Genomic DNA, 25,938 nt, shown 5'->3' with positions numbered 1-25,938 from the left:
GGGATAGCTGAAATGGGATGCTCCGACCCCCCCGTGGGGGTGTGGAAACTTCCGAGGACCCACACCTGTTTTTTTGGGACCCCCCTGCCTTCCCCCCGCCCCCAGGGGCGCGGGGGAACTGCGCGGCGCGCCGTGGACGGCCCGCAGACCGCTTCACGGCCCGGCAGTTCCCCGGCCACCCGCGGGGCTACTCGCGCCGCAGGGACGGCTTGAGCTCCTTGAGGCGGCCGAGCAGGCCGTTGACGAACGAGGGCGACTCGTCGGTCGAGAATTCCTTCGCCAACTGCACCATCTCGTCGAGAACGACCGCGTCCGGGGTCTCGTCGGCCCAGATCAGCTCGTAGGCGCCGAGCCGCAGGATGTTGCGGTCGACGACCGGCATCCGGTCCAGCGTCCAGCCGACCGAGTACTGGCTGATCAGGTCGTCGATGCGCCGCGCGTGCTCCGCGTAGCCCTCGACCAACTGCATCGTGTACTCGCTCACCGGCGGCTGCCGAGTGTCGGCCCGGGAGAGCCGGACCCAGTCCGCGAGGACCGTCAGGACATCGGCTCCGCGCTGGTCGCCCTCGAAGAGGATCTGGAAGGCGCGCTTGCGGGCCGTGTTGCGAGCAGCCACGGTTAGCTGTTCACCCGGCCGAGGTAGTCGCTGGTGCGGGTGTCGACCTTGATCTTCTCACCGGTGGTGATGAAGAGCGGGACCTGGATCTGGTGACCGGTCTCCAGGGTGGCGGGCTTGGTGCCGCCGGTGGAGCGGTCGCCCTGCAGGCCCGGCTCGGTCTCCTGGACGACGAGCTCGACGGCGGCCGGCAGCTCGACGAAGAGCACCTCGCCCTCGTGCTGCGCCACGGTGGCCGTGAACCCCTCGATCAGGAAGTTGGCGGCGTCGCCGACGGCCTTGCGGTCGACCATCAGCTGGTCGTAGGTCTCCATGTCCATGAAGACGAAGTACTCGCCGTCCATGTACGAGAACTGCATGTCGCGCTTGTCGACAGTGGCCGTCTCGACCTTGACGCCGGCGTTGAAGGTCTTGTCGACCACCTTGCCGGACAGCACGTTCTTGAGCTTGGTGCGCACGAAGGCCGGGCCCTTGCCGGGCTTGACGTGCTGGAACTCGACGACGGACCAGAGCTGGCCGCCTTCGAGCTTGAGCACCAGGCCGTTCTTGAGGTCGTTCGTGGAAGCCACGGTTGCGGAATCTCCTGGACTGACGTGGACGACCCCGGGGCACGCACTCCTACAGCGCGAGCAGCTCCTTGGTCGTGATGGTGAGTAGCTCGGGTCCGCCGTCCGCCTCGGGGCGCACGACGAGCGTGTCATCGATCCGGACGCCGCCCCTGCCCGGTAGGTGGACCCCGGGTTCGACGGTGACCGGCACGCAAGCGTCCAGTTTACCCATGGCCGCGGGAGTCAACTGCGGGTCCTCTTCGATTTCGAGTCCGACACCGTGCCCGGTGAGGGCCGGGAGCCCCTCGGAGTACCCCGCGGAGCCGAGCACCTGGCGGGCCGCGCGGTCCACGTCACGGCAGGCCGCGCCGGGTGCCAGGGCCTCGCGTCCGGCGCGCTGAGCGGCGAAGACGAGGTCGTAGAGCTCGATCTGCCAGTCGGCCGGGGAGGTCCCGATCACGAAGGTGCGGCCGATCTCGCAGCGGTAGCCCCGGTAGGCCGCCCCCAGGCAGACGGAGAGGAAGTCGCCCTCCTCGACGCGCCGGTCGGTGGGCCGGTGCCCGCGGTGGCCGGAGTGGGGGCCGGTGCCGACGGACGTGGCGAAGGCGGGGCCGTCGGCGCCGTGGTCGACGAGGCGTCGCTCCAGTTCGAGGGCGAGATGCCGTTCCGTGCGTCCGACCAGGATCGATTCCAGCAGCTCCCCCAGGGCCTGGTCGGCGATCTCGGCGCCGATCCGCAGACAGGAGATCTCCTCCTCGTCCTTCACCACCCTCAACTGCTCCACCGCGCCACCCAGGTCGGCCAGGCGCAGCCGGGGCGCGACCGAGCGGAGTTCACGGTGCCGGGCGACCGTGAGGTGATGTTCCTCGACGGCGAGGGAGTCGCCGCCCTCGGCCATGAGGAGGCCGGCGGCCGCGACCGCCGGATCACCGCCGGAGCGCGGCAGGGCGTGGACGCGCAGGGCGTCGTCCGGCCGGCCCTCGCCCGGACGGTCGTCGGGCGGGCCGCAGCAGACCAGGAGGTCCTCCCGGCCGCCGAGCAGCAGGACGGCGCCGTTCGGGGCGGCGCCCGCGAGATACCTCACATTGGCGGGGCGGGAGATCAGCGCTGCCGCGCTGCCGGCCGCACTGCAACGTTCCCGTAGTCGGGTTCGGCGGGACGCGTAGACCTCTGACATGACACGAGCGTAGGAGCGGCGGCCCGATCGCGCCGGTTGGGACGGCGTTCGGGGGAACGGGACGGACCGGACGGCAGCCCGGCGGCCATGGCCCCCCTGCGGACCTCGCGCGGTCCCCGTGCGACGTGAGCGCCGGAGGCGCTCAGCCCTGCGTGCCCGGCAGGGCGTCCACGAGAGTGCTCACCACTTCGGCGGGCTCGCGATCGCCCGGGCCAGCACCTCGTCCAGGACCCGTGCCGTGGTCGGGACGTCCAGCTGCGAGTTGTCGATGATGGGCAGGCCGGAGCCGTACCAGCCGGCCATGCGGCCGTGGATGCGGGCGACCTCCTCGTCGGTGAGACGGCGGTTGCCGGAACGCTCGGCGTTGCGCTCCAGGACCACTTCGAGGCCGGGCAGAAGGACGACGGGCAGGAGGCCGGGGCCCACATGGCGTTTCCAGCCGCCCAGGCCCACCGCCGGGCGGTCGGGGAAGATCGCGTCGTCCAGGATGCACGAGATGCCGTTGGCCAGGAAGTTGCGCGCGGCGAAGCCGCAGGTGCGGCGGGCCAGGCGGTACTGGGCCTCGGAGTGGTCGTTCCATCCCGACTGCGGGTCGGCGAAGCCCGAGCGGACCCATTCGCGCACGTCGTCGAGGCTGACGTGGGCGGTGGGCACCCGGCGGTGGTCGGCCCAGTACTTGGCGACGCTGGTCTTCCCGGCGCCCGCGGGGCCGATCAGCAGCACCGCGAGCGTCGTGGCCGCCGGGTCGGGGACCGTCGGGGCGGGCGGCGCGCTGGGCATCGGGACGGGCCCGCCGGGCGGCAGCGGGACGTGCCCGGTGGTATCGGCGCCCTGCGGGACGGGGGCGTGCTGCGGGGCGGGCGGGGGCGGCACGGCCGGTACCGGCGGCTGGGGCGCGGACGGGACCGGACCCGAGGGGGCGCCGAGGTAGCCCGGCTGGTGCTGGGGGGTGCTGCCCGGCTGGTGCGGGCCGGGGTGTTGGGCGGCCGGCGACCAGCCGGCGGCCGGACCGTGCCCCGGCTGATGGGGCGGCGGCAGCGGAGAACCCACTGCGTGCTGCATCCGGTGCCACTCCGTCTCGTACAGGCAATGGGCGCTGGCTGTGGGGGCGCGGCCCCCTCTTCGCTACTGAACGGTACCGCCCCCGACCGTCGATTGGTGAACGGCCAAGGGCGGCCCGAAGTGCCCGGTGGGGAAAGCGAATCGGGCGGAAGCCGACCGGGCGGACGTACGCGACCGCCCGCGGTCCTACTCGCCCACCTCGCCGTACGCGGCGAGCAGGACGGCCGGGTCGGGGCCCTCGAGAACGGTCGGCTTGGCCAGGCCGTCCAGGACGATGAAGCGCAACAGGTCGCCGCGGGACTTCTTGTCGACCTTCATGTTCTCCAGCAGCTTGGGCCACTGGTCGTGGCGGTAGTGCAGCGGGAGACCCACCGACTCCAGGACCGTGCGGTGGCGGTCGGCCGTGGCGTCGTCCAACCGGCCCGCCAGGCGGCCCAGTTCGGCCGCGAAGTGCATACCCACCGAGACGGCCGCGCCGTGCCGCCACTGGTAGCGCTCGTTCTTCTCGATGGCGTGCGCGAGGGTGTGGCCGTAGTTGAGGATCTCCCGCAGGCCGGACTCCTTGAGGTCGGAGGACACGACGTCCGCCTTCACCCTGATGGAACGCTCGATGAGCTCGGCGGTGTGGGGGCCCTGCGGGGTGCGGGCGGCCTGCGGATCGGACTCGATGAGGTCCAGGATCACCGGGTCGGCGATGAAGCCGGCCTTGATGATCTCGGCCAGTCCCGAGACGTAGTCGTTGACCGGGAGGGAGTCCAGCGCGGCCAGGTCGCACAGCACGCCGGCCGGCGGGTGGAAGGAGCCGACGAGGTTCTTGCCCTCGGCGGTGTTGATGCCGGTCTTGCCGCCGACGGCCGCGTCGACCATCGCGAGCACGGTCGTGGGGACGGCGATCCAGCGCACCCCGCGCAGCCAGGTCGCGGCGACGAACCCGGCGAGGTCGGTGGTAGCGCCCCCGCCGACGCCCACCACGACGTCGGTGCGGGTGAACCCGGACTGGCCGAGCGCCTTCCAGCAGTAGGCGGCGACCTCGGCGGTCTTGGCCTCCTCGGCGTTCGGCACCTGGATGGCGACGGCCTCGAAGCCCTGCTCGGCCAGGTCGGCGCGGAGCGCGTCCCCGGTCTCGGCGAGCGCCTCGGGGTGGATGACGGCGACCCGCTTGACCCGGTCGCCGATCAGCCCGCCGAGCTCCCCCAGCAGCTGACGGCCCACCAGCACCTCGTAGGGCTCCGACCCCGCGCTGCCGCCGATCCGGATCCGCGTCACGGACTCGCTGCTCATGCTTCCTTCAACTCCAGTGCGTCCAGGGCTGCTTGGGTGACCTCTTCGGGCGTACGGCCGTCCGTCGTCACCACGGCCGTGGCCACGGACTCGTACAGGTGACGGCGGGCCTCCATCAGCTCGCGCCACTGCTTGCGCGGGTTCACGGCGAGCAGCGGGCGGGCCGCGTTGAGGCCGGTGCGCTTGACGGCCTCCTCGACGTCCATGGCCAGGTAGACCACGCGCTGCCCGGCCAGCAGGCCGCGTGTGTCCGCGTCCAGGATCGAACCGCCGCCGAGCGCCAGAACTCCGTCGTGCTCGGCGAGCGCGCGGTGCACGGCCCTCTTCTCGATCGCGCGGAAGGCGTCCTCGCCCTCGTCGACGAAGATCTCGGCGATGCTGCGGCCCTGCTCGTCGACGATGTCGTCGTCGGTGTCGCGGTAGCCGACGCCGAGCCGCTCGGCCAGCAGCCGCCCGACGGTGGACTTGCCCACGCCCATCGGGCCGACCAGGACGACCAGCGGCCCGCTCATCGGATGTGCAGGTTGTCGAGGTACGACCGAACGTTGCGGCGGGTCTCGGTGACGCTGTCGCCGCCGAACTTCTCCGCCACCGCGTCCGCGAGGACGAGGGCCACCATGGCCTCGGCGACGATGCCGGCCGCCGGGACCGCGCACACGTCGGAGCGCTGGTGGTGCGCCTGGGTCGCCTCGCCGGTGACGACGTCCACCGTCTGCAGGGCCCGCGGCACGGTCGCGATCGGCTTCATCGCCGCGCGCACGCGCAACAGCTCGCCCGTGGTCAGACCGCCCTCGGTGCCGCCGGAGCGGCCGCTGGCGCGTCGGATGCCCTCGGGCCGGGTGACGATCTCGTCGTGCGCCTTCGAGCCGGGCACGCGCGCGAGGTCGAAGCCGTCGCCGACCTCGACGCCCTTGATCGCCTGGATGCCCATCAGGGCGGCGGCCAGACGGGCGTCCAGTCGGCGGTCCCAGTGCACGTGCGAGCCGAGGCCGACGGGAACGTCGTAGGCCAGCACCTCGACGACGCCGCCGAGGGTGTCGCCGTCCTTGTGGGCCTGGTCGATCTCCGCGACCATCGCCTTCGAGGCGTCCGCGTCCAGGCAGCGCACCGGGTCCGCGTCCAGCTTCTCGACGTCGGCGGGGGTCGGGTAGACGCCGTAGGGCGCCTTGGCGGCGGCCAGCTCGACGACGTGCGAGACGATCTCGATGCCGGCCGTCTCCTTGAGGTACGACCGGGCGACGGCGCCGAGCGCGACGCGGGCGGCGGTCTCACGCGCGGAGGCGCGCTCCAGGATCGGCCGGGCCTCGTCGAAGCCGTACTTCTGCATCCCGGCGAGGTCGGCGTGGCCCGGGCGCGGGCGGGTGAGCGGGGCGTTGCGGGCGAGGCCGGCCAGGATCTCCGGGTCGACCGGGTCGGCCGCCATGACCTGCTCCCACTTGGGCCACTCCGTGTTGCCCACCATGACCGCCACCGGCGAACCCAGGGTGAGGCCGTGCCGGACACCGCCGAGGAAGGTCACCTCGTCGCGCTCGAACTTCATCCGCGCACCGCGGCCGTAGCCGAGCCGCCGCCGCGCCAGGTGGTCGGCCACCATCTCCGTGGTGATCGGCACGCCGGCGGGAAGGCCCTCCAGCGTCGCGACAAGTGCGGGACCGTGGGATTCCCCCGCGGTCAGCCAACGCAGCCTGCTCAACGATGCTCCTCAGTGCTCGCGCCTGTTGTGCCCTGCCGCACGCGCGTCCACGCGTACGTCGTCGGCGTGACCAGGTGCGCGGCCCGGGCCCGCCACCTCCGATCCTCCCACGTCCGCGGGCCGCGCCGGCCGCCGGTCCACGAAGCGGACGTGTCACGGTCCGGGCGGCACGGCCGCGGGGCGGTGGAGCGGATCAGGCGGAACCGTCCCGCCGGGGCTGCTGCTGCGGCGCGTAGGCGCCGAGGAAATCGGCGCCGCTCGGCTCCCGCGTCTGCTGTGCCTGCTGCGTCTGCTGCGTCTGCTGCGGCGCGTACGCGCCCAGGTAGTCCGCGCCCCGCCCCTGCCCGTGCCCGGCCGCCGCCTGGACGGGCGCGCCGGCGCTCACCCCGCGCCTGCGTGCGATCCAGTGCTTCAGCTTGAGGCCCCACGAGATCAGAACCGCCGCGACGACCAGGGCGAGCACGGTCAGCTGCACCCAGTCCGGCAGGAACTTCAGGACGATCTCGAAGATCTCGCTCTTTCCGGACGCTATGGGCACGCCTGTGGTCATGAGTGGATACCCCCTGGTACTCCGGTCTTTGCTCCGCCCCCTGCGGAACCGAGCGGATCCTATCGGGCGTCGAGCACGTGTTCGCCCGCTTTTCGCATGGCGTCCAGGGGAACCGGGCTGCGCCCCGTCATCTGCTCCACCTGCAGCACCGCCTGGTGCACCAGCAGGTCGAGGCCGCTGACGACGGCGCCGCCGAACATGGACCAGCGGGCGGCCAGCTCGGTCGGCCAGGGGTCGTAGAGCACGTCGAAGAGGGTGGCGGGGCGTTCCGGCACCGAGGCCGCGAGTGCGTCCGTGGCCCCGGCCGGCGTCGTCGCGACGACCAGCGGGAAGTGCAGGGCGTCGGCGGCGGCCGTCCAGTCGGCGATCCGGACCTCGACGTCGAGGCGCTCGCCCCACTGCCGCATCTCGGCGGCGCGGGCGTCGCTGCGCACGTAGGCGACGATCTCACCGGCGCAGACCCGGGCCAGGGCCGCCAGCGCGGAGGAGGCGGTGGCGCCGGCGCCGAGGATCGCCGCCGACTCGACCTGTTCGACTCCACGCTCGCGCAACGCGGCGACCATGCCGGGGATGTCGGTGTTGTCTCCGAGCCGGCGGCCGTCCTCGGCGAACACGAGGGTGTTGACCGCCTCTACGGCGGCCGCCGTGTCGCTGATCTCGTCGAGCAGCGGGATGACCGCGCGCTTGAGCGGCATGGTCAGCGACAGTCCGGCCCACTCGGCGCCCAGGCCCTCGACGAAGGCGGGCAGGGCCTCCTCGTCGACGTCGAAACGGTCGTACGTCCAGCCGGTGAGCTCCAGCGCCTCGTACGCGGCGCGGTGCAGCACCGGGGAGAGCGAGTGGGCGATGGGGCTGCCGAGCACCGCGGCCCGGCGTACGTCAGTTGCCCGAGCTGGCATCGAACTTGTCCTTGAGTCGCTTGAATTCCGCGTAGGTCTTGGCGAATTCGGTGTTGCTCTTGCCGTCGGTCGCCACGAAGTAGATCCAGCCGTCGGAGGTCGGATTCAGCGTGGCCTTCAGCGCGTCCTCACCGGGATTGCCGATCGGGCCGGGCGGCAGGCCCTTGTTGGTGTAGGTGTTGTACGGGTCCTTGTTGCTGTTGATCTCGGACTCGCTGATGTGGATGTTGCTCTCGCCCTTCAGGTAGTTGAAGGTCGAGTCGAACTGGAGCAGCTGGTTGGTCTGGTCGTTGGTGGGCTTGAGCCGGTTGTAGACGACCTCCGCCATCTTGCGGTAGTCCTCGTGCGTCTTGCCCTCGGCCTGGACCAGGCTGGCGACCGTGATGACCTGCAGCGGACTGTCCAGCTTGAGCGACTTGGCCTTGGCCTCGAAGTCGTACTCGCCGTACACGTCGTTGGCGTGGGCGACCATCGCCTTCAGGACCGTCTCCGGCTTCATGCCCTTGGCCGCGCCGTACGTGCCCGGGAAGAGGAAGCCTTCCAACGGGTCCTTGATGTCCTTGTTGTCGTTCGCCCAGGCGGGCAACCCGAGGGTTTTGTACTGCTTTTCCGCGACGTTCCTGGTGGTACCCGCGGAAAGACCCAGTTTCGTGTCGATCTTCTTGTACACCGCGACGTTCCGCTGCCCCGGCGTCACCACCACGTTGGCCTGGCTCTTCGGGTCGAGCATCATCTCCACGGCGCTCTTCGCGGACATCTGCTTCTTCAGGATGTACGCGCCCGCCTGGATGCTGCCGGCGTCCGGATTGTTCGTGAACGCCGACACGAACGCGTCGACGCTCTTGACCACGCCGGCGTTCTTCAGCAGTCGGCCGATCTCGGCGCCGCCGGAGCCCTTGGGCACCTCGACGCTCACGCTCGCGCCCGTGCCCGCGCCCGCGTAGTCCGGAGCGGAGCCGTAACGATTCTTGTAGTAGTCGTAGCCGAAGTAGCCGATGCCTGCGACGCCGCCGCCGAACACCAGCACGACCACGAGACAGGCGCAGCCGCTGCGGCCCTTCTTGCTCTTCCCGCCCTTCGCGCCCTTGCCTCCGCGGCTGCGGCGGCTCCCGCGGTCCGGCTCGTCGTCGTCCTCGTCGTCGTCGGCGCCGCCGCCCGCGAAGAAGGCGTGCTCACCCTGGTCGGGCCCCGGATCCCAGTCGGTCCTCTGCTCGGCTTCCGCTTCCGGCGCGGCCTCGGGCGCCGGTTCGGGCTCGGGCTCGGCGTACCGCCGGGCGGGCGGCTCCGGCGGCGGATACGCGTCGGGGGTGCCGTAGAGGTCGGGCTGCTCGGCGCCGTAGGCGGCGGCCTGCTGGCCGTAGGGGTCTCCGGGATCGGCCGCGTAGGGGACGTGGGCATGGGTGCCCGTGCCGTCCCAGCCGCCCTCCTGGTATCCCTCGTGGTACCCGTGCTGGTTCTGGTGGGCGTACTGCTGCTGACCCTGGTCGACGTACTGCTGCTGGCCGTAGCCCTGGTACTGCGGGTCGTCCTGGTACTGCGGGTCGTACTGCTGCTGGTCGTACTGCTGCGCCTGGCCCTGGTTCCAGTCGCCGTACTCCGACTGCTGCGCCTGCTGCTGCGGGTAGTGATGCTGCTGCTGGCCGCCGTAGGCAGGCTGATGACCCGTGTGGGCCTGCTGCCCTTCCCATCCGCCGTCCCCGTACAACGGGTCCTCCGGATGCCACGGTTCGGAGCCTGGGCCCCGGCCATACTCAGTCATCGATCCCCTAGAGCCGCGAGGCGGCGATCACTCGGCCTTCGCCGGGCCCGTCACCGTTCCGCCTCTCTCTGTGCGGCGACTGTTCGAACACCACCGCATCGCGCGGAACGTTACCGTATCGCGATCAGATGACCACTTCGACGCCCTCGCCCGGTTGTTTACCTGACACTCGTTCGGATTCCAGCGCCTGTTGAAGGATGATCACAGCGGCTGCCTGGTCGATCACCGAGCGGCCCTTCTTCGCCTTCACCCCTGAGGCGCGCAGTCCCTGACTGGCCGTCACGGTCGTCATCCGCTCGTCGACCAGACGGACGGGGACGGGCGCGATGCCCTTGGCCAGCTCCTGGGCGAAACCACGCACCTTCACCGCGGCGGGGCCCTCGCCCCCCTTGAGGGAGCGAGGGAGGCCGACGACGACCTCGATCGGCTCGTACTCGTCGACGAGCTGCCTCAGCCGGCGGTGAGCCGCCGGGAGGTCCCGGCCGGGGACCGTCTCCACCGGAGTGGCGAGGATCCCGTCGGGGTCGCACGAGGCGACCCCGATCCGGGCGTCCCCGACATCGATCGCGAGTCGACGGCCCTTGCGCATCGGATCGCTCACTTGGCCGTTTCCGCCACGAGCCGCTCGACGGCGTCGACGGCGTCACCGACGGCGGCCGGGTTCTGGCCACCGCCCTGGGCGACGTCCGGCTTGCCGCCACCGCCGCCGCCGAGGGTCTTGGCGGCGGCGCGGACCAGGTCACCGGCCTTGAGACCACGCTCGCGGGCGGCCTCGTTGGTGGCGATGACCGTCAGCGGCTTGCCGTTGTTGACCGTGAACAGGGCGACCACGGCGGCCCGGCCGCCCTGGATGCGGCCGCGCACGTCGAGGACCAGCCTGCGCAGGTCGTCCGGCGTGGTGCCGTCCGGGACCTGGCCGGTGACGAGAGCGACGCCGTGCACGTCCTTGGCCGACTCGACGAGACCGGCGGCGGCCTGCAGGACCTTCTCCGCGCGGAACTTCTCGATCTCCTTCTCGGCGTCCTTCAGCTTGCCGAGCATGGCGGAGACCTTCTCCGGAAGCTCCTCCGGACGGCCCTTGATCAGCTCCTGGAGCTGGGCGACGACCGTGTGCTCACGGGCCAGGAAGTTGTAGGCGTCGACGCCGACGAGGGCCTCGATACGGCGCACGCCGGAACCGATGGAGGACTCGCCGAGCAGCTTCACCAGGCCGAGCTGGGCGGTGTTGTGCACATGCGTGCCGCCGCACAGCTCCTTGGAGAAGTCGCCGATGGTGACGACGCGGACGCGCTCGCCGTACTTCTCGCCGAACTCGGCGATGGCGCCCTGCTTCTTGGCCTCGTCGATGCCCATGACCTCGGCCTGGACGTCCAGTTCGCGGGCGAGCACCTCGTTGATCTTCTGCTCGACGTCGGTCATCACGGCCGTCGGAACGGCGGACGGGGAGCCGAAGTCGAAGCGGAAACGGCCGGGCTGGTTCTCGGAACCGGCCTGGGCGGCCGTCGGGCCGAGGGCGTCGCGCAGGGCCTGGTGGGTGAGGTGGGTGGCCGAGTGGGCGCGGGCGATGGCCGTGCGCCGACGGGAGTCGATCGAGGCCTGGGCCGTGGCGCCGACGGTGACCTCGCCGACCTGGACGACGCCCTTGTGGACGTAGACCCCCGGAACCGGCTTCTGGCAGTCGCGGATCTCGATGACGGCGCCGGTGTCGACCTTGATCCGGCCGGTGTCGCCGATCTGGCCGCCGCCCTCGGCGTAGAACGGGGTGCGGTCGAGGACGATCTCGACCTCGTCGCCCTCGATGGCGGCGGGCGAGGACACACCGTCGACAAGGATGCCGACGATGGTGGACTCGCCCTCGGTGTCCGAGTAGCCGATGAAGTCGGTCTCGCCGGCCTGGTCGGCGATCTCGCGGTAGGCGCCGACCCCGGCGTGACCGGTCTTCTTGGCCTGGGCGTCGGCCTTGGCGCGCTCCCGCTGTTCCTTCATCAGGCGGCGGAAGCCGTCCTCGTCCACGGACAGCCCCTGCTCGGCGGCCATCTCCAGGGTGAGGTCGATCGGGAAGCCCCAGGTGTCGTGGAGCAGGAAGGCCTTGTCGCCGGCGAGGACCGTGCCGCCGGAGGCCTTGGTGTCGGAGACGGCGGTGTCGAGGATGTTGGTGCCGGCCTTGAGCGTCTTGAGGAAGGCGTTCTCCTCGGCGAGGGCGACCTTCTCGATGCGCTCGCGGTCGGTGACCAGCTCCGGGTACTGCTGGCCCATCATCTCGATGACCGTGTCGATGAGGTCCTTGACGACCGGGCCGGTGGCGCCGAGGAGGCGCATGTTGCGGATGGCGCGGCGCATGATGCGGCGCAGGACGTACCCGCGGCCCTCGTTGCCGGGGGTGACGCCGTCGCCGATGAGCATCACGGACGTGCGCATGTGGTCGGTGACCACGCGCAGGGAGACGTCGGATTCATGGGCCCGGCCGTACTCGACGCCGGTCAGCTCGGTGGCCTTCTTGATGACGGCCATGGAGGTGTCGATCTCGTACATGTTCTGCACGCCCTGCAGAATCATGGCGAGCCGCTCCATGCCGAGGCCCGTGTCGATGTTCCTGCTCGGCAGGTCGCCCAGGATCTCGAAGTTGTCCTTGCCGATGCCCTCGCCGCGCTCGTACTGCATGAAGACGAGGTTCCAGATCTCCACGTACCGCTCGTCGTTGACGGCGGGGCCGCCCTCGACGCCGAACTCGGGGCCGCGGTCGTAGTTGATCTCGGAACACGGTCCGCAGGGGCCGGGGACGCCCATGGACCAGTAGTTGTCCTTCATGCCGAGGCGCTGGATGCGCTCCTTGGGCACGCCGACGACGTCGTGCCAGATGCGCTCGGCCTCGTCGTCGTCCTTGTAGACGGTGATCCACAGACGCTCGGGGTCGAGGCCGTAACCGCCCTTGTCCTGGGGCGTGGTGAGCAGCTCCCAGGCGTACTTGACGGCGCCTTCCTTGAAGTAGTCGCCGAAGGAGAAGTTGCCGCACATCTGGAAGAACGTGCCGTGGCGGGTGGTCTTGCCGACCTCTTCGATGTCGGGCGTGCGCACGCACTTCTGCACGCTGGTGGCGCGCCGGAAGGGCGGCTTGACCTCACCCAGGAAGTAGGGCTTGAACGGCACCATGCCGGCGGGGACGAGGAGCAGAGTCGGGTCGTCCGCGATGAGCGACGCCGAAGGGACGACGGTGTGCCCGCGCTCCTCGAAGAAGCTCAGCCAGCGGCGGCGAATCTCGGCCGACTCCATCAGTGGTCCTCATTCCGGTTGTACGGGTTCTTCTTCTGCGAGTACGTCGTGTCGTCGAGGTGCTCGACGTGTCGGGGGGTGCTGCGGTTGTTCTCGATGGCGGGGTACCGCCGGGGTGCGGGGAGTTCGGGGTTCTCGCGGATCCCCAGCGCCTCCCCCAACTCGGCCTCCCGTTGCGCCATGTTGTCGCGGACGTCGAGCGCGAAGCCCACCGCGCGGTCCTTGAGGCGTGCTCCCGTCTCGAGCGCCTTGTTGGCCGCGGTCGCGGCAAGGCTCTCGGGGGTCAGCTGCTTCAGCTTGCGGTTGACCTTGGTGGTGGCCCAGACACCGGCGGCGACGCCCGTACTGAACCAGAAGGTGCGGCGGAACATCGCTGGCTCTCAGTCCCTCTTTCCACGGGGCTTGCGCTTCTCCCGCCGGGAGATCGTCCGGCCCACGATCACGGTACGTCGGGGGTCCCCGGCGGGTACGTCGTCCTGGCGGCCGCCGAGGGCCCGCCGGACGCCGTAGCCGAAGGCGGCGACCTTCACCAGGGGGCCGCCGAAGGTGGAGGCGACCGTGGTGGACAGCGCCGAGGCGTTCGACGTGACTTCCTGGACGTCGGTGGCGATCGCGTCGACCCTGTCGATCTGGGTCTGCGCCGAGCGCACCGCCGTGGAGGCGTCGGCCAGCAGCGGGACGGCCTGCTCGGTCACGTCCGCGACGAGCTTGGTGGTCGCCCTGAGCGTCTGGGCCAGCCTCGCCAGCGCGACGGCGAGGAAGGACACCAGGATCGCCCAGAACACGGCCACCAGGATGCCGGCCACCTCTCCACCGGACACTGCGCACCCGCTCCCTGTGCTGACGGACAGCTGTCTCTGCAGCTTCTCTGGAGGCGAGCCTATCGCGCCGACGCCGCCGGTCCGTACCGGATTAGGGGTACGCGAAGGCCCGCCGCCCCGCCCGCCCCGAGGGGCAGGGAGACGACGGGCCGGGGCGCAGAAGTCCTACGACCGCCGCAGACCGATCCGGGAGAGGATCAGCGGGCGTAGTACTCGACGACGAGCTGCTCGTCGCAGATCACCGGGATCTCCTTGCGGTTCGGCTCACGGTCCAGGCGGAACGCCAGGGCCTTGAGGTTCACCTGGAGGTAGCGCGGGGTCTCACCCTCGGGGGCGAAGCCACCCTCACGGGCGATGGAGAAGAGGGTCTTCTCGCGGCTGCGCTCGCGGACCATCACGACGTCGTCGGGACGGACGCGGAAGGACGGCTTGTCGACCTTCTGACCGTTGACCTCGATGTGGCCGTGGACGACCATCTGGCGGGCCTGGTAGATCGTGCGGGCGATGCCCGAACGCAGGACCAGCGCGTCGAGACGACGCTCGAGCTCGATGATCAGGGCCTCACCGGTCTTGCCCTGGACCTTCGAGGCACGCTCGTAGGCGCGGACGAGCTGGCGCTCGGACACGTCGTACTGCGCGCGCAGACGCTGCTTCTCGAGCAGACGGACCTTGTAGTCCGAGTTCTGCTTGCGGCCACGGCCGTGCTCGCCCGGCGGGTAGGGGCGGGCCTCGAAGTACTTGACGGCCTTCGGGGTCAGCGCGATGCCGAGGGCACGCGACTTCTTGACCTTGGGGCGGGACTGATTCGCCACTGTCTTTGTCTCTTTCCTGAATACGGCTCACCAGGGTTAAGGGAGGTCGCATCCGCAGCCGGGGAAACCCGTTCTCCGTCCTTGCGGACGGGCCGGGCAGCCGCTCCCTGGTCTGGGCACAACGTGCAGCACGCGAGTGGCCCACCGACCTGTCCCGGAGTTCCGGATGGTGGTGGGCTGCCCGCGACACCGTTCGACGGTGCGCGACGCTCCTGGAGACCCCTGCCCGAAGGCCGGGTCTCCGGCTGGATGTCCCGTTCTGGTGAACCGGCCTGGGGCCGGACACGGGACGCAGCACTTCGGGCGAGTCTACAGGGTGCTCACGACCCCTTGCGACCGAGGTGCTGTCTGGTCCACTCGACCGCGTCCGCGTAGCGGGCCTCGGCGCCGTGCCGGGTGGGCGCGTAGTACTCACGGCCGTGGATGGCGTCCGGGGCGTACTGCTGGGCTGCGATGCCCTCGGGCAGGTCGTGCGGATACACGTAGCCCTGGGCGTGGCCCAGCTTGGCGGCGCCCTTGTAGTGCCCGTCCCGCAGGTGCGGCGGGACCGGCCCGGCCAGTCCCTTGCGGACGTCGTCCAGCGCGGCCCCGATCGCGGTCGTCGCGGCGTTGGACTTGGGGGCCAGGGCGAGGGCGATGGTGGCGTGGCTGAGGGTGAGGGCAGCCTCGGGGAAGCCGATCATGGCGACGGCCTGGGCGGCGGCGACCGCGATCGGCAGGGCGTTGGGGTCGGCGAGGCCGATGTCCTCGCTGGCGGAGATCATCAGGCGGCGCGCGATGAAGCGGGGATCCTCGCCGGCCTCGATCATGCGGGCCAGGTAGTGCAGGGCGGCGTCGACGTCCGAGCCCCTGATGGACTTGATCAGGGCACTGGCGACGTCGTAGTGCTGGTCGCCGTCGCGGTCGTACTTCACCGCCGCACGGTCGACCGTCTGCTCCAGCGTCCGGAGGCTGATCTCGGTCTCGTCCTGGTCGAGGGCGGCGCCGGCGGCGGCCTCCAGCGCGGTCAGGGCGCGCCGGGCGTCGCCGCCGGCGATGCGCAGCAGGTGGTCCTCGGTGTCCTCGGGGAGGGTGACGGCGTCCTTGAGGCCGCGCTCGTCGGTCAGGGCGCGCCGGACGAGGCCGCGGAGGTCGTCGTCCGTGAGGGGTTCGAGGGTCAGCAGCAGGGAGCGGGAGAGGAGCGGCGAGATGACCGAGAAGTACGGGTTCTCGGTGGTCGCCGCGATCAGCGTCACCCAGCGGTTCTCGACGGCCGGGAGGAGGGAGTCCTGCTGGGCCTTGCTGAAGCGGTGGATCTCGTCGAGGAAGAGGACGGTCTCCTTGCCGAAGCCGCCGATGGCGCGACGGGCGCCGTCGATGACCGCCCGGACCTCCTTGACGCCCGCGGTGATGGCGGACAGCTCGACGAACCGCTTGTCGGTGGCCTTGGAGACGACGTACGCCAGGGTCGTCTTCCCGGTGCCGGGCGGCCCCCAGAGGATCACCGAGGAGGGGCCGGCCGGGCCCTTGGCGCCCTCGCCGACCAGGCGGCGCAGGGGCGAGCCGGGCTTGAGCAGGTGATGCTGGCCCACCACCTCGTCGAGGGTGCGCGGGCGCATTCGGACCGCCAGGGGGCTCCCTGCGGGGTCCTTCTCCTGGCGGTCTTCCGCTGCGGCGGTGAACAGGTCGGGCTCCACACGTCGGAGCCTACGTCAGGGGTCTGACAGTCCTGTCCGGAGTCCTGTGCGGCGTCCCGTCAGCCGTCCTGGCCGGTGCCCGGCCCTCGCGCCGCCGTCCGGTCCGGAACCGGGCTCAGGCCCAGAGGTCGGCGCCCCAGCGGGTCAGGATCAGCATGGCGATGATGCCGACGTGGGTGAGCGGCAGGACCCAGGTGAACTCGCCGAAGAACCGCTTCAGCCAGCCCGGCGCGGGCAGGAAGCCGTTGCGCACGTTGAACGAGGTGACGTACCAGAACATGACGATCGTCGCGACCCAGGCCAGCGAGCACCACAGGCACAGGGCGTTGATCTTGTACAGGGACTGGTACTGCAGCCAACTGCAGAACGCCACGCCGAAGAGCGTGCCGAAGTTGAAGGTCAGCCAGTACCAGCGGGGGAAGCGGGCGCGGGTCAGCAGGCTCATCCCGACGCAGATCACGATGCCGTACGCGACCAGGCCGAGCATCGGGTTCGGGAAGCCGAAGGCCGAGGCCTGCTTGCTCTCCATCACGCTGCCGCAGCTGATGATCGGGCTGATGCTGCAGCTGGGCGTGAAGGTCGTGCCCGCCACCTTGGCTTCGAGGATCTTGAACTTGTCGATCGTGATGACCCAGGCGGCGAGCAGGCCGGCCGCACCGGTGATCAACAGCAGGATCGCGAACGCACGGCTGCCGCCCTCCGTCCGCTGCTCGCTCGCGGCGACGCGCTCGGGCTCGGACTCCGTGGAGACGTCTTTGACTGTCGTCTTGCTCATCACGCCGATTCCGTCACTTGAGAGTTGGACCTTCTCCGGGCAGGGGCCATTGTGCCGCACGGGACCATGTCTCCACCGTTCGGTGGACATAAGGAAGTACGTTCACCCGCGCCCGAGCGTTCGGTTTCGGCCGATGGGCGAAGCGGGACAGCACACGCGAACGAAGGGTGCCGGATCGGACGACCCGGCACCCGGCGGCGCTAGCCCAGCCTCGACTCCAGCTCGGCCACGATCTCGTTCACGCCGATCGACGTCTGCTCGCCGGACTCCATGTCCTTGAGCTGGACGACGCCCTCGGCGAGATCGCGTTCGCCCGCGACGATCGCGTAGCGGGCGCCGCTGCGGTTGGCGTTCTTCATCGCGCCCTTCAGCCCCTTCGCGCCGTAGGTGAAGTCGGCCGCGACCCCGAGCTTGCGCAACTCGGTGATCTTGGCGAACAGCACCCGGCGGGCCTCCTCGCCGAGCGGTACGGCGTAGACGGAGGTCGCCGACGGGAGGTCGAGCTCGACGCCCTCCGCCTCCAGGGCGAGGACCGTGCGGTCGACGCCGAGAGCCCAGCCCACGGACGGCAGCGCCGGGCCGCCGATCATCTCCGACAGACCGTCGTAGCGGCCGCCGCCGCCCACCGCGGACTGGGAGCCCAGGCCGTCGTGGACGAACTCGAAGGTCGTACGGGTGTAGTAGTCCAGGCCGCGGACCAGCTTCGGGTCGTCCTCGAAGGAGACGCCCGCCGCCGTGATCAGCTCGCGGACCTCCTCGTGGTACGCCTTGCAGGCGTCGCAGAGGTAGTCGCGCAGCAGCGGGGCGTCCCCGAGCTGCTTCTGGACCGAGTCCCGCTTGTCGTCCAACACGCGCAGCGGGTTGATCTCCGACCGGCGCAGGGTGTCCTCGTCCAGGTCGAGGCCGCGCAGGAAGCTCTGGAGCGCCTCCCGGTACACCGGCCGGCACTCCTTGTCGCCCAGGCTGTTGAGCAGGATGCGGAAGTTCCGCAGGCCCAGCGAGCGGTACGCCTGGTCGGCCAGGATGATCAGCTCGGCGTCCAGCGCCGGGTCCTCGGCGCCGATCGCCTCGGCGCCGACCTGGGAGAAGTGGCGGTAGCGGCCCTTCTGCGGGCGCTCGTAGCGGTAGTACGAGCCGGAGTACCAGAGCTTGACCGGCAGGTTGCCCGCCTTGTGCAGGTTGGCCTCGAGCGCGGCGCGCAGCACGGACGCCGTGCCTTCGGGCCGCAGCGCGAGCCGGTCGCCGCCCTTGGTCTCGAAGGCGTACATCTCCTTCGTCACGATGTCGGTCGACTCACCGACGCCGCGCGCGAAGAGTTCCACGCTCTCGAAGCCGGGCGTCTCGATGTAGCCGTACCCGGAGTTGCGCAGCGGGGCGGCGATGGCCTCGCGGACGGCGAGGAACTTGGCGCTGTCCGGCGGGATCAGGTCGTACGTGCCCTTGGGGGCCTGGAAGGTACTCACGGAAGGTCTCTCGTCACATTCCTCGTCGGGGAGGGGTGTTCGAACCCGCACCCTGGCCGTCGGCCGCCACCTGCCGCAGATACGGGTTGGCGGCGCGCTCCTGGCCGATGGTCGTCTGGGGGCCGTGGCCGGACAGCACCACGGTCGAGTCCTCGAGCGGCAGGCACACGCGGGCCAGCGATTCGAGCATCTCGGCCATGTCACCGCCGGGCAGGTCGGTGCGTCCGATGGAGCCGGCGAACAGCAGATCCCCGGAGAAGAAGACCGACGGGACGTCGCTCGTCTCGGGCATCCGGAAGGTCACCGACCCCTTGGTATGGCCCGGGGCGTGCGCGACGGAGAACCGCAGACCCGCCAGATCCAGCTTCGCGCCGTCGGTCAGCTCACGGACGTCGTCCGGCTCGCCCACGGTCAGCTCGCCCATCAGCGGCATCCCGATGGAGCGGCCGAGCGCCTTCTCGGGGTCGCTCATCATGTACCGGTCCTCGGGGTGGATCCAGGCCGGTACGTCGTGCGCGCCGCACACCGGGACGACCGAGGCCACATGGTCGATGTGGCCGTGGGTGAGGACGACGGCGACGGGCTTGAGCCGATGCTTTCGGATCGCTTCCTCGACGCCTGGGGCCGCCTGGTGGCCCGGGTCGATGATCACGCACTCCTCACCGGCGGCGGGGGCGACGAGATAACAGTTCGTCCCCCATGCCCCGGCGGGGAACCCGGCAATGAGCACGATCGTCCTTCGTTTGTGTCGATACGCGTGGGCTTCTGGGCGGCTGCGCCAGTGGTCAGAGCCTACCGGCGCTGCCGTTTCCTCAGCGAACCCATATACGGTACGGGGCACACGCAGGCGGTCGGCTCACAAGACGCACGCGTCCCAGTCGACGTACGAGACGCATGAGGAGAACATCCGGTGGTCACCCAGGAACAGCGGAAGCGTCAGCTCGCCCGGGAGAAGTTCTTGCGGCAGCAGCAGCGGCGCACGAGCGCGCGACGCAAGGCGCGCATGCGCAACTCGGTGATCGCGTCGGTGCTCGGCGTGGTCGTCATCGGCAGCCTGGCGCTGTACACGACCGGTGTGCTCAAGGACGACGACAAGACGAACGCCGGCTCGGAGACGACGCCGGCCGCGTCGCCCAGCGCGGCGAAGGACCCGTGCGAGAAGGCGGCCGCCGGGGCGGTCGCGAAGCAGACCTGGAAGAAGGAGCCGGCGGTCACCATCGACAAGTCGGCCAAGTACACCATGACGCTGGCGACGACCTGCGGGGACATCGACATAGCGCTCAAGGCGAAGGCCGCGCCGCACACGGTGAACTCGTTCAGCTTCCTCGCCGGCAAGGGCTACTTCGACCACACCAAGTGCCACCGCCTCACCACCAACGGCATCTACGTGCTGCAGTGCGGCGACCCGACGGGCAGCGGCAGCGGCGGTCCCGGCTACACGATCCCGGACGAGAACCTGAAGGACTCCAGCCTCAAGGCCAACGTCTACCCGGCGGGCACGGTCGCGATGGCCAACACCGGCCAGGCGCACACCGGCGGCAGCCAGTTCTTCCTCGTCTACCAGGACAGTCAGCTGCCGCCGAGCTACACGCCGTTCGGCACGGTGTCGGCCGACGGCATGAAGGTTCTGCAGAAGATCGCCGCCGCGGGCGAGAACACCGGTGCCGGTGACGGCGCCCCGAACGCGACGGTCGTGATCGACAAGGCGACGGTCACGAAGTCCTGACGACAGCCCGACGACGAGTCGGCGACAAGGGGCGGTCAACTGCGCAATTTCGCTCGCGCTGGATGCGGACAGGCGGCCCGCCGGTCGCCTATGTTGGCCGTGACGAAACTGTGGACGATGCCCAGGGGCGCCGAAGCCCCTCGGAGGCATCATGTGGAGGAGGCGCTGTGAGCAGCGACCCGTGGGGCCGCGTCGACGAGACGGGGACCGTGTACGTGCGTACGGCCGACGGCGAGCAGGTGGTCGGTTCCTGGCAGGCAGGCTCCCCCGAGGAGGCGCTGGCCTACTTCGAGCGCAAGTACGAGGGCCTGGTTGTCGAGATCGGCCTCCTCGAGAAGCGAGTGCAGACCACCGACCTGTCGGCCAAGGACGCCCAGGTCGCGATCGACCACATCCGCGAGCAGGTCGACGCGCACCACGCGGTCGGTGATCTCCAGGCGCTGCGGGACCGGCTGGACAAGCTGGTGGCGACCGTCGAGTCGCGGCGCGAGGAGCGCAAGCAGCAGCGCGCGAAGCAGTCCGACGAGGCCCGCAAGGCCAAGGAGGACCTGGTCACCGAGGCGGAGCAGCTGGCGCAGTCGGACCAGTGGCGGGCCGCCGGTGAACGCCTGCGGGCGCTGGTGGACACCTGGAAGGGTCTGCCGCGGCTGGACCGCAAGTCGGACGACGAGCTGTGGCACCGGTTCTCGCACGCGCGCTCGGCGTTCTCCAAGCGCCGCAAGGCGCACTTCGCGCAGCTGGACGCCCAGCGCGAGGAGGCCCGCCGCACCAAGGAGCGGCTGGTCTCCGAGGCCGAGGCGCTGTCCGGTTCGACGGACTGGGGTCCGACGGCGGCGCGCTACCGCGAGCTGATGGCGGACTGGAAGGCCGCGGGCCGCGCCCAGCGCGAGCACGAGGACGACCTGTGGAACCGCTTCCGCGGCGCCCAGGACGTCTTCTTCGCCGCCCGCAGCTCGGTGTTCGCCGAGCGGGACGCGGAGCAGACGGAGAACCTGAAGCTCAAGGAGGAGCTGGCCGAGGAGGCCGAGAAGCTGCTGCCGATCGGCGACCTGAAGGCGGCGCGCGCCTCGTTCCGTTCGATCAACGAGCGCTGGGAGGCCATCGGTCACGTGCCGCGGGACGCCCGGCCGAAGATCGAGGGCCGGATGCACGCGGTGGAGCGGGCCATCCAGGAGTCCGAGGAGGCCGAGTGGCGCCGGACGAACCCGGAGGCGCGTGCGCGTGCCGAGGGTCTGACCGGTCAGCTCCAGGGCGCCGTGGACAAGCTGAAGGCGCAGATCGAGCAGGCGCGTGCCCAGGGCAACACCGCGAAGGCCGACAAGCTGGAGCGGGAGCTGGAGGGCCGCCAGGCGCTGCTGGACCAGGCTCTGAAGGGCCTGCACGAGTTCGGCGGCTGATCCCCGCCCGAACCGGACGACGAAGAGGCCCCCGTGCATCGCGTACGGGGGCCTCTCGCGCGCTCCGGCTACGGCCGGCGGGCCGATGTCACCCGGTAGACGTCGTAGACGCCCTCGACCCCGCGTACGGCCTTCAGGACGTGACCCAGGTGCTTGGGGTCGCCCATCTCGAAGGTGAAGCGGGAGGTGGCCACCCGGTCCCGGGACGTCTGCACGGCCGCGGAGAGGATGTTCACGTGCTGGTCGGACAGGACGCGCGTGACGTCCGAGAGGAGGCGGGAGCGGTCCAGGGCCTCGACCTGGATGGCGACCAGGAAGACCGAGGACTGCGTCGGCGCCCACTCGACGTCGAGAATGCGCTCCGGCTCCCGGGACAGGGACTCGACGTTGACGCAGTCGCTGCGGTGAACCGATACGCCGCTGCCGCGCGTGACGAAACCGATGATCGGGTCGCCGGGGACGGGGGTGCAGCAGCGGGCCAGCTTGACCCACACGTCGTCGACGCCCTTGACGACCACGCCCGGGTCCTGGTTGCTGCGCCGCTTGCGGCTGCGGCTGCGCGACGGCGGGACCGTCTCGTCGATCTCCTCGCTGGCCGCCTCCTCGCCGCCGAGCGCCTGGACCAGCTTCTGCACGATGTTCTGCGCGGAGACGTGGCCCTCGCCGATCGCCGCGTACAGCGCGGAGATGTCCGAGTAGCGCATCTCGTGGGCGAGCGTCACCAGCGAGTCGCCGGTGAGGATGCGCTGGATCGGCAGGTTCTGCTTGCGCATCGCGCGGACGATGGCGTCCTTGCCCTGCTCGATCGCCTCGTCGCGGCGCTCCTTGGAGAACCACGCCCGGATCTTGTTGCGGGCCCGCGGCGACTTGACGAAGTTCAGCCAGTCCCGGGACGGCCCGGCCCCGGCCGCCTTGGAGGTGAAGACCTCCACCAGGTCGCCGTTGTCCAGGGTCGACTCCAGCGGCACCAGGCGCCCGTTGACCCGGGCTCCTATGGTGCGGTGGCCCACCTCGGTGTGCACCGCGTAGGAGAAGTCCACCGGCGTGGCACCTGCCGGCAGCGCTATGACGTCGCCCTTGGGGGTGAACACGAAGACCTCGTTGCGCGACAGGTCGAAGCGCAGGGACTCCAGGAACTCGCCGGGGTCCTCGGTCTCCTTCTGCCAGTCGAGGAGCTGGCGCAGCCAGGCCATGTCGTTGAGGTGGTCGTCCTTGCCGGTGGTCCTCGGCTGGTCCGAGCGCACCTTGGAGGCGCCGGCGACGGCCTCCTGCTTGTACTTCCAGTGCGCGGCGATGCCGTACTCGGCGCGGCGGTGCATGTCGAACGTGCGGATCTGCAGTTCGACCGGCTTGCCGTTGGGGCCGATGACCGTGGTGTGCAGCGACTGGTACATGTTGAACTTGGGCATCGCGATGTAGTCCTTGAACCGGCCGGGGACCGGGTTCCATCGCGCGTGCACGGTGCCGAGGGCGGCGTAGCAGTCGCGGACGGTGTCCACGAGGACGCGGATGCCCACCAGGTCGTAGATCTCCGCGAAGTCGCGGCCGCGGACGATCATCTTCTGGTAGACGCTGTAGTAGTGCTTCGGGCGGCCGGTGACGGTCGCCTTGATGCGGGCGGCGCGCAGGTCGGCCTGGACCTCGTCGGTCACTATGGCCAGGTACTCGTCCCGCTTCGGTGCCCGCTCGGCCACCAGCCGGACGATCTCGTCGTACATCTTGGGGTAGAGGATCGCGAAGGCGAGGTCCTCCAGTTCCCACTTGATGGTGTTCATGCCCAGGCGGTGGGCGAGCGGCGCGTAGATCTCGAGGGTCTCGCGCGCCTTCTTCTCCTGCTTCTCGCGCTTGAGGTAGCGCATGGTGCGCATGTTGTGCAGGCGGTCGGCGAGCTTGATGACCAGGACGCGCGGGTCCTTGGCCATGGCGACGACCATCTTGCGCACGGTCTCGGCCTGCGCCGCCTCGCCGAACTTGACCTTGTCCAGCTTGGTGACGCCGTCGACCAGCAGGGCGACCTGGTCGCCGAAGTCGCGGCGCAGGTCCTCCAGGCCGTACTCGGTGTCCTCGACGGTGTCGTGCAGCAGGCCCGCCATCAGGGTCGCCGGATCCATGCCCAGCTCGGCGAGGATCGTCGTCACGGCGAGGGGGTGGGTGATGTACGGGTCGCCGCTCTTGCGCTTCTGACCGCGGTGCCAGCGCTCCGCGACCTGGTAGGACTTCTCGATCTGGCGCAGCGTCGACGTCTCGATCTTGGGGTCGTTGCTGCGCACTATCCGCAGCAGCGGTTCCAGGACCGGGTTGTAGGGGTTCGTGCGCTGGACGCCGAGACGGGCGAGGCGGGCGCGGACGCGGTTGGAGGAGCCGGAGCGGGCGGGCGGCTGCGCGGCGGCCGGGCGGCCGGCGGGCGCGGCCGCGGCGGGCTCGGGCGGGGCCGGCTTGGGGCGGGGCGGCTCGGCCGGCCTGTCGACAGGCGCGGAACGGTCGTGCTCGACCGGCCCGCGGCCGTCGTCCTTCGCGTGCGACGCGGGCGTGGCCGCGGGGCCCGAGGCGGACTCGGGCTTGGCGGCGGTCAGGTGCTGGGCCTCGTCTGGCAAGAGGACTCCTCGTGCGCGATCCGGGTCCCCGGTCAGGCTCCGGAGAACCCATCGTAGCCATCCCGGGCCCCAGGATCGCCTTCAGGCCGGTGAGAGGGCTGTCCGCCGGCGGAACGCAAGGGGCGGGCACCGGATTCCTCCGGGCCCGCCCACGCGTGGAACGGCGCTTCTCAGATCGTCAGCAGGGACTCCAGGGGAGCTCCGCGGAGCGCCGCCTCGAGCCGGGGCCGGCCGTTGAGGAAGCCCAGCTCCATCAGCACGGCCACGCCCGCGACGTCGGCGCCCGCACGGTGGATGAGCTGGATCGAGGCCTCGGCGGTGCCGCCGGTGGCGAGCACGTCGTCGACGATCAGCACGCGGTCTGCGGCGGTCAGGTCCTCCGCGTGCACCTCGATCTCGGCCGAGCCGTACTCCAGGTCGTAGGCCTGGCCGAGGGTCGCTCCGGGGAGCTTGCCCGCCTTGCGCACCGGGATGAAGCCGAGCCCGGCGCGGACGGCGACCGGGGCGCCCAGGATGAAGCCCCGGGCCTCCAGACCGACGATCTTGGTGGCTCCGGTGCGTTCGGCGATCTCGGCGAAGGCGTCGGTGAGCGCGGTGAACGCCGCCGGGTCCGCCAGGAGCGGGGTGATGTCCTTGAACATCACGCCCGGCTCCGGGTAGTCGGCCACGTCACGGATGCGACTGAGCAGCAGGTCCTTGATCTCGGTCACCGGCGCTTCCCCGAGGGACGGCCGCGGCCCCGGCCACGGGACGCGGGCTGGTTGCGCGGGCCGACGACCGCCGGCGCGGCGTCCTCCGGCTCGTCGTCGTAGACGTCGGCGCCGCGGGTCTGCGCCGGCGCCTCCTCGGTGGCGCCCTGGGCACGCTTGGCCAGGACGCGCTTGCGCAGCGCCTTGATCTGCGGCTCGCGCTCCTTGAGGTCGGCGACGAGCGGCGTGGCGATGAAGATCGAGGAGTAGGCGCCGGCCGCGAGACCGACGAACAGCGACAGCGAGATGTCGTTGAGGGTGCCCGCGCCGAGGACGCCGCCGCCGATGAACAGCAGACCGGCCACCGGCAGCAGCGCGACGACCGTGGTGTTGATGGAGCGGACCAGGGTGCCGTTGATCGAGCGGTTGGCGATCTCGCTGTAGGTGAAGCGGGTCTGCTTGGTGAGGTCCTTCGTCTGCTCCTTGAGGGAGTCGAAGACGACGACCGTGTCGTACAGCGAGTAGCCGAGGATCGTCAGCAGACCGATCACCGTGCCTGGCGTGACCTCGAAACCGACGAGGGCGTAGATGCCGACCGTGATGGTGATGTCGTGGATCAGGGCGACGAGGGCCGCGATGGCCATGCGCCACTCGAAGGCGATCGCCAGGTAGATCACGACCAGCACCATGAAGATCGCCAGGCCCTGCCAGGCCTTGTTGGCGATCTGGTCGCCCCAGCTGGGACCGACCAGTTCGGCGGTGATCGTCTCCGGGTCGGCCTCGAGGTCCGTGGCGAGATCGTTCTTGATCTTGTTGGACTCCTGGATGTCCATGCCGGCGATCTGGATGCGCAGCGTGCCGTTGCCCAGCTTCTGCACGACCGCGTCGTGGCCGGAGGCGTCCTTGGCGAACTCCTCGGCCTGGGAGACGGAGACGCTGGTCTTCTCGGTGGTGAAGACGGCGCCGCCCTGGAAGTCGATGCCCATGTTCAGGCCGCGCACCGCCAGGCCGAGGATGGCCGTGATGGTGATCAGGATCGAGATGCCGTACCAGAGCTTGCGGTGGCCGATGAAGTCATAGCTGACCTCGCCACGGTGCAGTCGGGCGCCGAGATTGCCGAGTTTCGACAT

General features: G+C 70.5%; 24 protein-coding genes. 2 read left to right on the top strand and 22 right to left on the bottom strand.

Annotation, left to right across the window (positions count from 1 at the left end; all coding sequences use genetic code 11):
• Positions 1 to 187: 187 nt before the first annotated feature.
• The 19 genes from nusB to ACZ7DE_RS19130 all read right to left on the bottom strand — a co-directional run bounded on the left by nusB (position 188) and on the right by ACZ7DE_RS19130 (position 19,132).
• Positions 188 to 616, bottom strand: coding sequence for a transcription antitermination factor NusB (nusB, locus tag ACZ7DE_RS19220; protein ID WP_469183689.1), 429 nt, complete (start codon positions 614 to 616; stop codon positions 188 to 190).
• 2 nt (positions 617 to 618) lie between these two features.
• Positions 619 to 1,185, bottom strand: a complete 567-nt coding sequence (efp, locus tag ACZ7DE_RS19215) for an elongation factor P (RefSeq protein ID WP_020117452.1) — start codon at positions 1,183 to 1,185, stop codon at positions 619 to 621.
• 49 nt (positions 1,186 to 1,234) lie between these two features.
• Positions 1,235 to 2,341 (bottom strand): aminopeptidase P family protein, encoded by a 1,107-nt coding sequence (locus ACZ7DE_RS19210; protein WP_470762642.1) that lies wholly within the window; start codon positions 2,339 to 2,341, stop codon positions 1,235 to 1,237.
• A gap of 180 nt (positions 2,342 to 2,521) precedes the next feature.
• Complete coding sequence (locus ACZ7DE_RS19205) at positions 2,522 to 3,403, bottom strand: Pro-rich N-terminal domain-containing protein (protein WP_470762640.1); 882 nt, start codon at positions 3,401 to 3,403, stop codon at positions 2,522 to 2,524.
• Between the two features lie 186 nt (positions 3,404 to 3,589).
• A complete protein-coding gene (aroB, locus tag ACZ7DE_RS19200; protein ID WP_470762638.1) occupies positions 3,590 to 4,684 on the bottom strand; it encodes a 3-dehydroquinate synthase in 1,095 nt (364 codons plus the stop codon).
• Complete coding sequence (locus ACZ7DE_RS19195; protein ID WP_470762636.1) at positions 4,681 to 5,196, bottom strand: shikimate kinase; 516 nt, start codon at positions 5,194 to 5,196, stop codon at positions 4,681 to 4,683. The genes aroB and ACZ7DE_RS19195 overlap by 4 nt, the downstream gene beginning before the upstream one ends.
• The gene (gene aroC / locus ACZ7DE_RS19190; RefSeq protein ID WP_470762634.1) at positions 5,193 to 6,377 is read right to left on the bottom strand and encodes a chorismate synthase; all 1,185 of its coding nucleotides are present in this window, start codon (positions 6,375 to 6,377) and stop codon (positions 5,193 to 5,195) included. Before aroC ends, ACZ7DE_RS19195 begins: the two co-directional genes overlap by 4 nt.
• A gap of 193 nt (positions 6,378 to 6,570) precedes the next feature.
• On the bottom strand, positions 6,571 to 6,927 hold the full coding sequence (locus ACZ7DE_RS19185; RefSeq protein ID WP_470762632.1) for a hypothetical protein: 357 nt from the start codon (positions 6,925 to 6,927) through the stop codon (positions 6,571 to 6,573).
• A 59-nt stretch (positions 6,928 to 6,986) separates the two neighbouring features.
• Complete coding sequence (locus ACZ7DE_RS19180; RefSeq protein WP_470762631.1) at positions 6,987 to 7,826, bottom strand: shikimate dehydrogenase; 840 nt, start codon at positions 7,824 to 7,826, stop codon at positions 6,987 to 6,989.
• Entirely contained in the window at positions 7,807 to 9,585 is a 1,779-nt protein-coding gene (gene mltG, locus ACZ7DE_RS19175; RefSeq protein WP_470762630.1) for an endolytic transglycosylase MltG, read from the bottom strand. The genes ACZ7DE_RS19180 and mltG overlap by 20 nt, the downstream gene beginning before the upstream one ends.
• Positions 9,586 to 9,709: 124 nt before the next feature.
• Positions 9,710 to 10,174 (bottom strand): Holliday junction resolvase RuvX, encoded by a 465-nt coding sequence (gene ruvX / locus ACZ7DE_RS19170; protein ID WP_470762842.1) that lies wholly within the window; start codon positions 10,172 to 10,174, stop codon positions 9,710 to 9,712.
• Positions 10,175 to 10,182: 8 nt separating this feature from the next.
• Positions 10,183 to 12,855 (bottom strand): alanine--tRNA ligase, encoded by a 2,673-nt coding sequence (gene alaS / locus ACZ7DE_RS19165; RefSeq protein WP_470762629.1) that lies wholly within the window; start codon positions 12,853 to 12,855, stop codon positions 10,183 to 10,185.
• Positions 12,855 to 13,226, bottom strand: coding sequence for a hypothetical protein (locus ACZ7DE_RS19160; RefSeq protein ID WP_470762627.1), 372 nt, complete (start codon positions 13,224 to 13,226; stop codon positions 12,855 to 12,857). The genes alaS and ACZ7DE_RS19160 overlap by 1 nt, the downstream gene beginning before the upstream one ends.
• A 9-nt stretch (positions 13,227 to 13,235) precedes the next feature.
• Positions 13,236 to 13,676 carry a DUF948 domain-containing protein gene (locus ACZ7DE_RS19155; protein ID WP_470762625.1) on the bottom strand — a complete coding sequence of 147 codons (441 nt, stop codon included), beginning with the start codon at positions 13,674 to 13,676 and terminating at the stop codon, positions 13,236 to 13,238.
• A 197-nt stretch (positions 13,677 to 13,873) separates the two neighbouring features.
• Positions 13,874 to 14,488 carry a 30S ribosomal protein S4 gene (gene rpsD / locus ACZ7DE_RS19150; RefSeq protein WP_015661793.1) on the bottom strand — a complete coding sequence of 205 codons (615 nt, stop codon included), beginning with the start codon at positions 14,486 to 14,488 and terminating at the stop codon, positions 13,874 to 13,876.
• A gap of 320 nt (positions 14,489 to 14,808) precedes the next feature.
• Entirely contained in the window at positions 14,809 to 16,164 is a 1,356-nt protein-coding gene (locus tag ACZ7DE_RS19145) for a replication-associated recombination protein A (RefSeq protein ID WP_470762622.1), read from the bottom strand.
• A gap of 115 nt (positions 16,165 to 16,279) precedes the next feature.
• Complete coding sequence (locus ACZ7DE_RS19140; protein WP_470762620.1) at positions 16,280 to 16,939, bottom strand: vitamin K epoxide reductase family protein; 660 nt, start codon at positions 16,937 to 16,939, stop codon at positions 16,280 to 16,282.
• A 200-nt stretch (positions 16,940 to 17,139) separates the two neighbouring features.
• A complete protein-coding gene (hisS, locus tag ACZ7DE_RS19135; RefSeq protein WP_470762617.1) occupies positions 17,140 to 18,402 on the bottom strand; it encodes a histidine--tRNA ligase in 1,263 nt (420 codons plus the stop codon).
• 13 nt (positions 18,403 to 18,415) lie between these two features.
• Positions 18,416 to 19,132, bottom strand: coding sequence for an MBL fold metallo-hydrolase (locus ACZ7DE_RS19130; protein WP_470762615.1), 717 nt, complete (start codon positions 19,130 to 19,132; stop codon positions 18,416 to 18,418).
• Between the two features lie 180 nt (positions 19,133 to 19,312).
• Between ACZ7DE_RS19130 and ACZ7DE_RS19125 the strand changes: the two genes are divergently transcribed.
• The gene (locus ACZ7DE_RS19125; protein WP_470762613.1) at positions 19,313 to 20,128 is read left to right on the top strand and encodes a peptidylprolyl isomerase; all 816 of its coding nucleotides are present in this window, start codon (positions 19,313 to 19,315) and stop codon (positions 20,126 to 20,128) included.
• 167 nt (positions 20,129 to 20,295) lie between these two features.
• Positions 20,296 to 21,525, top strand: coding sequence for a DUF349 domain-containing protein (locus ACZ7DE_RS19120; RefSeq protein WP_470762611.1), 1,230 nt, complete (start codon positions 20,296 to 20,298; stop codon positions 21,523 to 21,525).
• Between the two features lie 68 nt (positions 21,526 to 21,593).
• Here the strand turns inward: ACZ7DE_RS19120 and ACZ7DE_RS19115 are convergent, their stop codons facing one another.
• The 3 genes from ACZ7DE_RS19115 to secF all read right to left on the bottom strand — a co-directional run bounded on the left by ACZ7DE_RS19115 (position 21,594) and on the right by secF (position 25,938).
• Complete coding sequence (locus ACZ7DE_RS19115) at positions 21,594 to 24,119, bottom strand: RelA/SpoT family protein (protein WP_470762609.1); 2,526 nt, start codon at positions 24,117 to 24,119, stop codon at positions 21,594 to 21,596.
• 170 nt (positions 24,120 to 24,289) lie between these two features.
• Complete coding sequence (locus ACZ7DE_RS19110) at positions 24,290 to 24,829, bottom strand: adenine phosphoribosyltransferase (protein ID WP_470762608.1); 540 nt, start codon at positions 24,827 to 24,829, stop codon at positions 24,290 to 24,292.
• Positions 24,826 to 25,938, bottom strand: a complete 1,113-nt coding sequence (gene secF, locus ACZ7DE_RS19105) for a protein translocase subunit SecF (RefSeq protein WP_470762607.1) — start codon at positions 25,936 to 25,938, stop codon at positions 24,826 to 24,828. Before secF ends, ACZ7DE_RS19110 begins: the two co-directional genes overlap by 4 nt.

It is taken from the genome of Streptomyces sp. NPDC037083 (assembly GCF_055606485.1).
Note: the sequence above shows the minus strand (reverse complement) of the source record. Positions and strands in the feature narration are given on the sequence as shown.

Coding starts and splice junctions, on each gene's coding strand:
- ACZ7DE_RS19210 (WP_470762642.1), bottom strand. CDS start 2,341: ATGTCAGAGGTCTACGCGTCCCGCCGAACCCGACTACGGGAACGTTGC.
- ACZ7DE_RS19205 (WP_470762640.1), bottom strand. CDS start 3,403: ATGCAGCACGCAGTGGGTTCTCCGCTGCCGCCGCCCCATCAGCCGGGG.
- aroB (WP_470762638.1), bottom strand. CDS start 4,684: ATGAGCAGCGAGTCCGTGACGCGGATCCGGATCGGCGGCAGCGCGGGG.
- ACZ7DE_RS19195 (WP_470762636.1), bottom strand. CDS start 5,196: ATGAGCGGGCCGCTGGTCGTCCTGGTCGGCCCGATGGGCGTGGGCAAG.
- ACZ7DE_RS19185 (WP_470762632.1), bottom strand. CDS start 6,927: ATGACCACAGGCGTGCCCATAGCGTCCGGAAAGAGCGAGATCTTCGAG.
- ACZ7DE_RS19180 (WP_470762631.1), bottom strand. CDS start 7,826: ATGCCAGCTCGGGCAACTGACGTACGCCGGGCCGCGGTGCTCGGCAGC.
- mltG (WP_470762630.1), bottom strand. CDS start 9,585: ATGACTGAGTATGGCCGGGGCCCAGGCTCCGAACCGTGGCATCCGGAG.
- ruvX (WP_470762842.1), bottom strand. CDS start 10,174: ATGCGCAAGGGCCGTCGACTCGCGATCGATGTCGGGGACGCCCGGATC.
- alaS (WP_470762629.1), bottom strand. CDS start 12,855: ATGGAGTCGGCCGAGATTCGCCGCCGCTGGCTGAGCTTCTTCGAGGAG.
- ACZ7DE_RS19160 (WP_470762627.1), bottom strand. CDS start 13,226: ATGTTCCGCCGCACCTTCTGGTTCAGTACGGGCGTCGCCGCCGGTGTC.
- ACZ7DE_RS19140 (WP_470762620.1), bottom strand. CDS start 16,939: ATGAGCAAGACGACAGTCAAAGACGTCTCCACGGAGTCCGAGCCCGAG.
- secF (WP_470762607.1), bottom strand. CDS start 25,938: ATGTCGAAACTCGGCAATCTCGGCGCCCGACTGCACCGTGGCGAGGTC.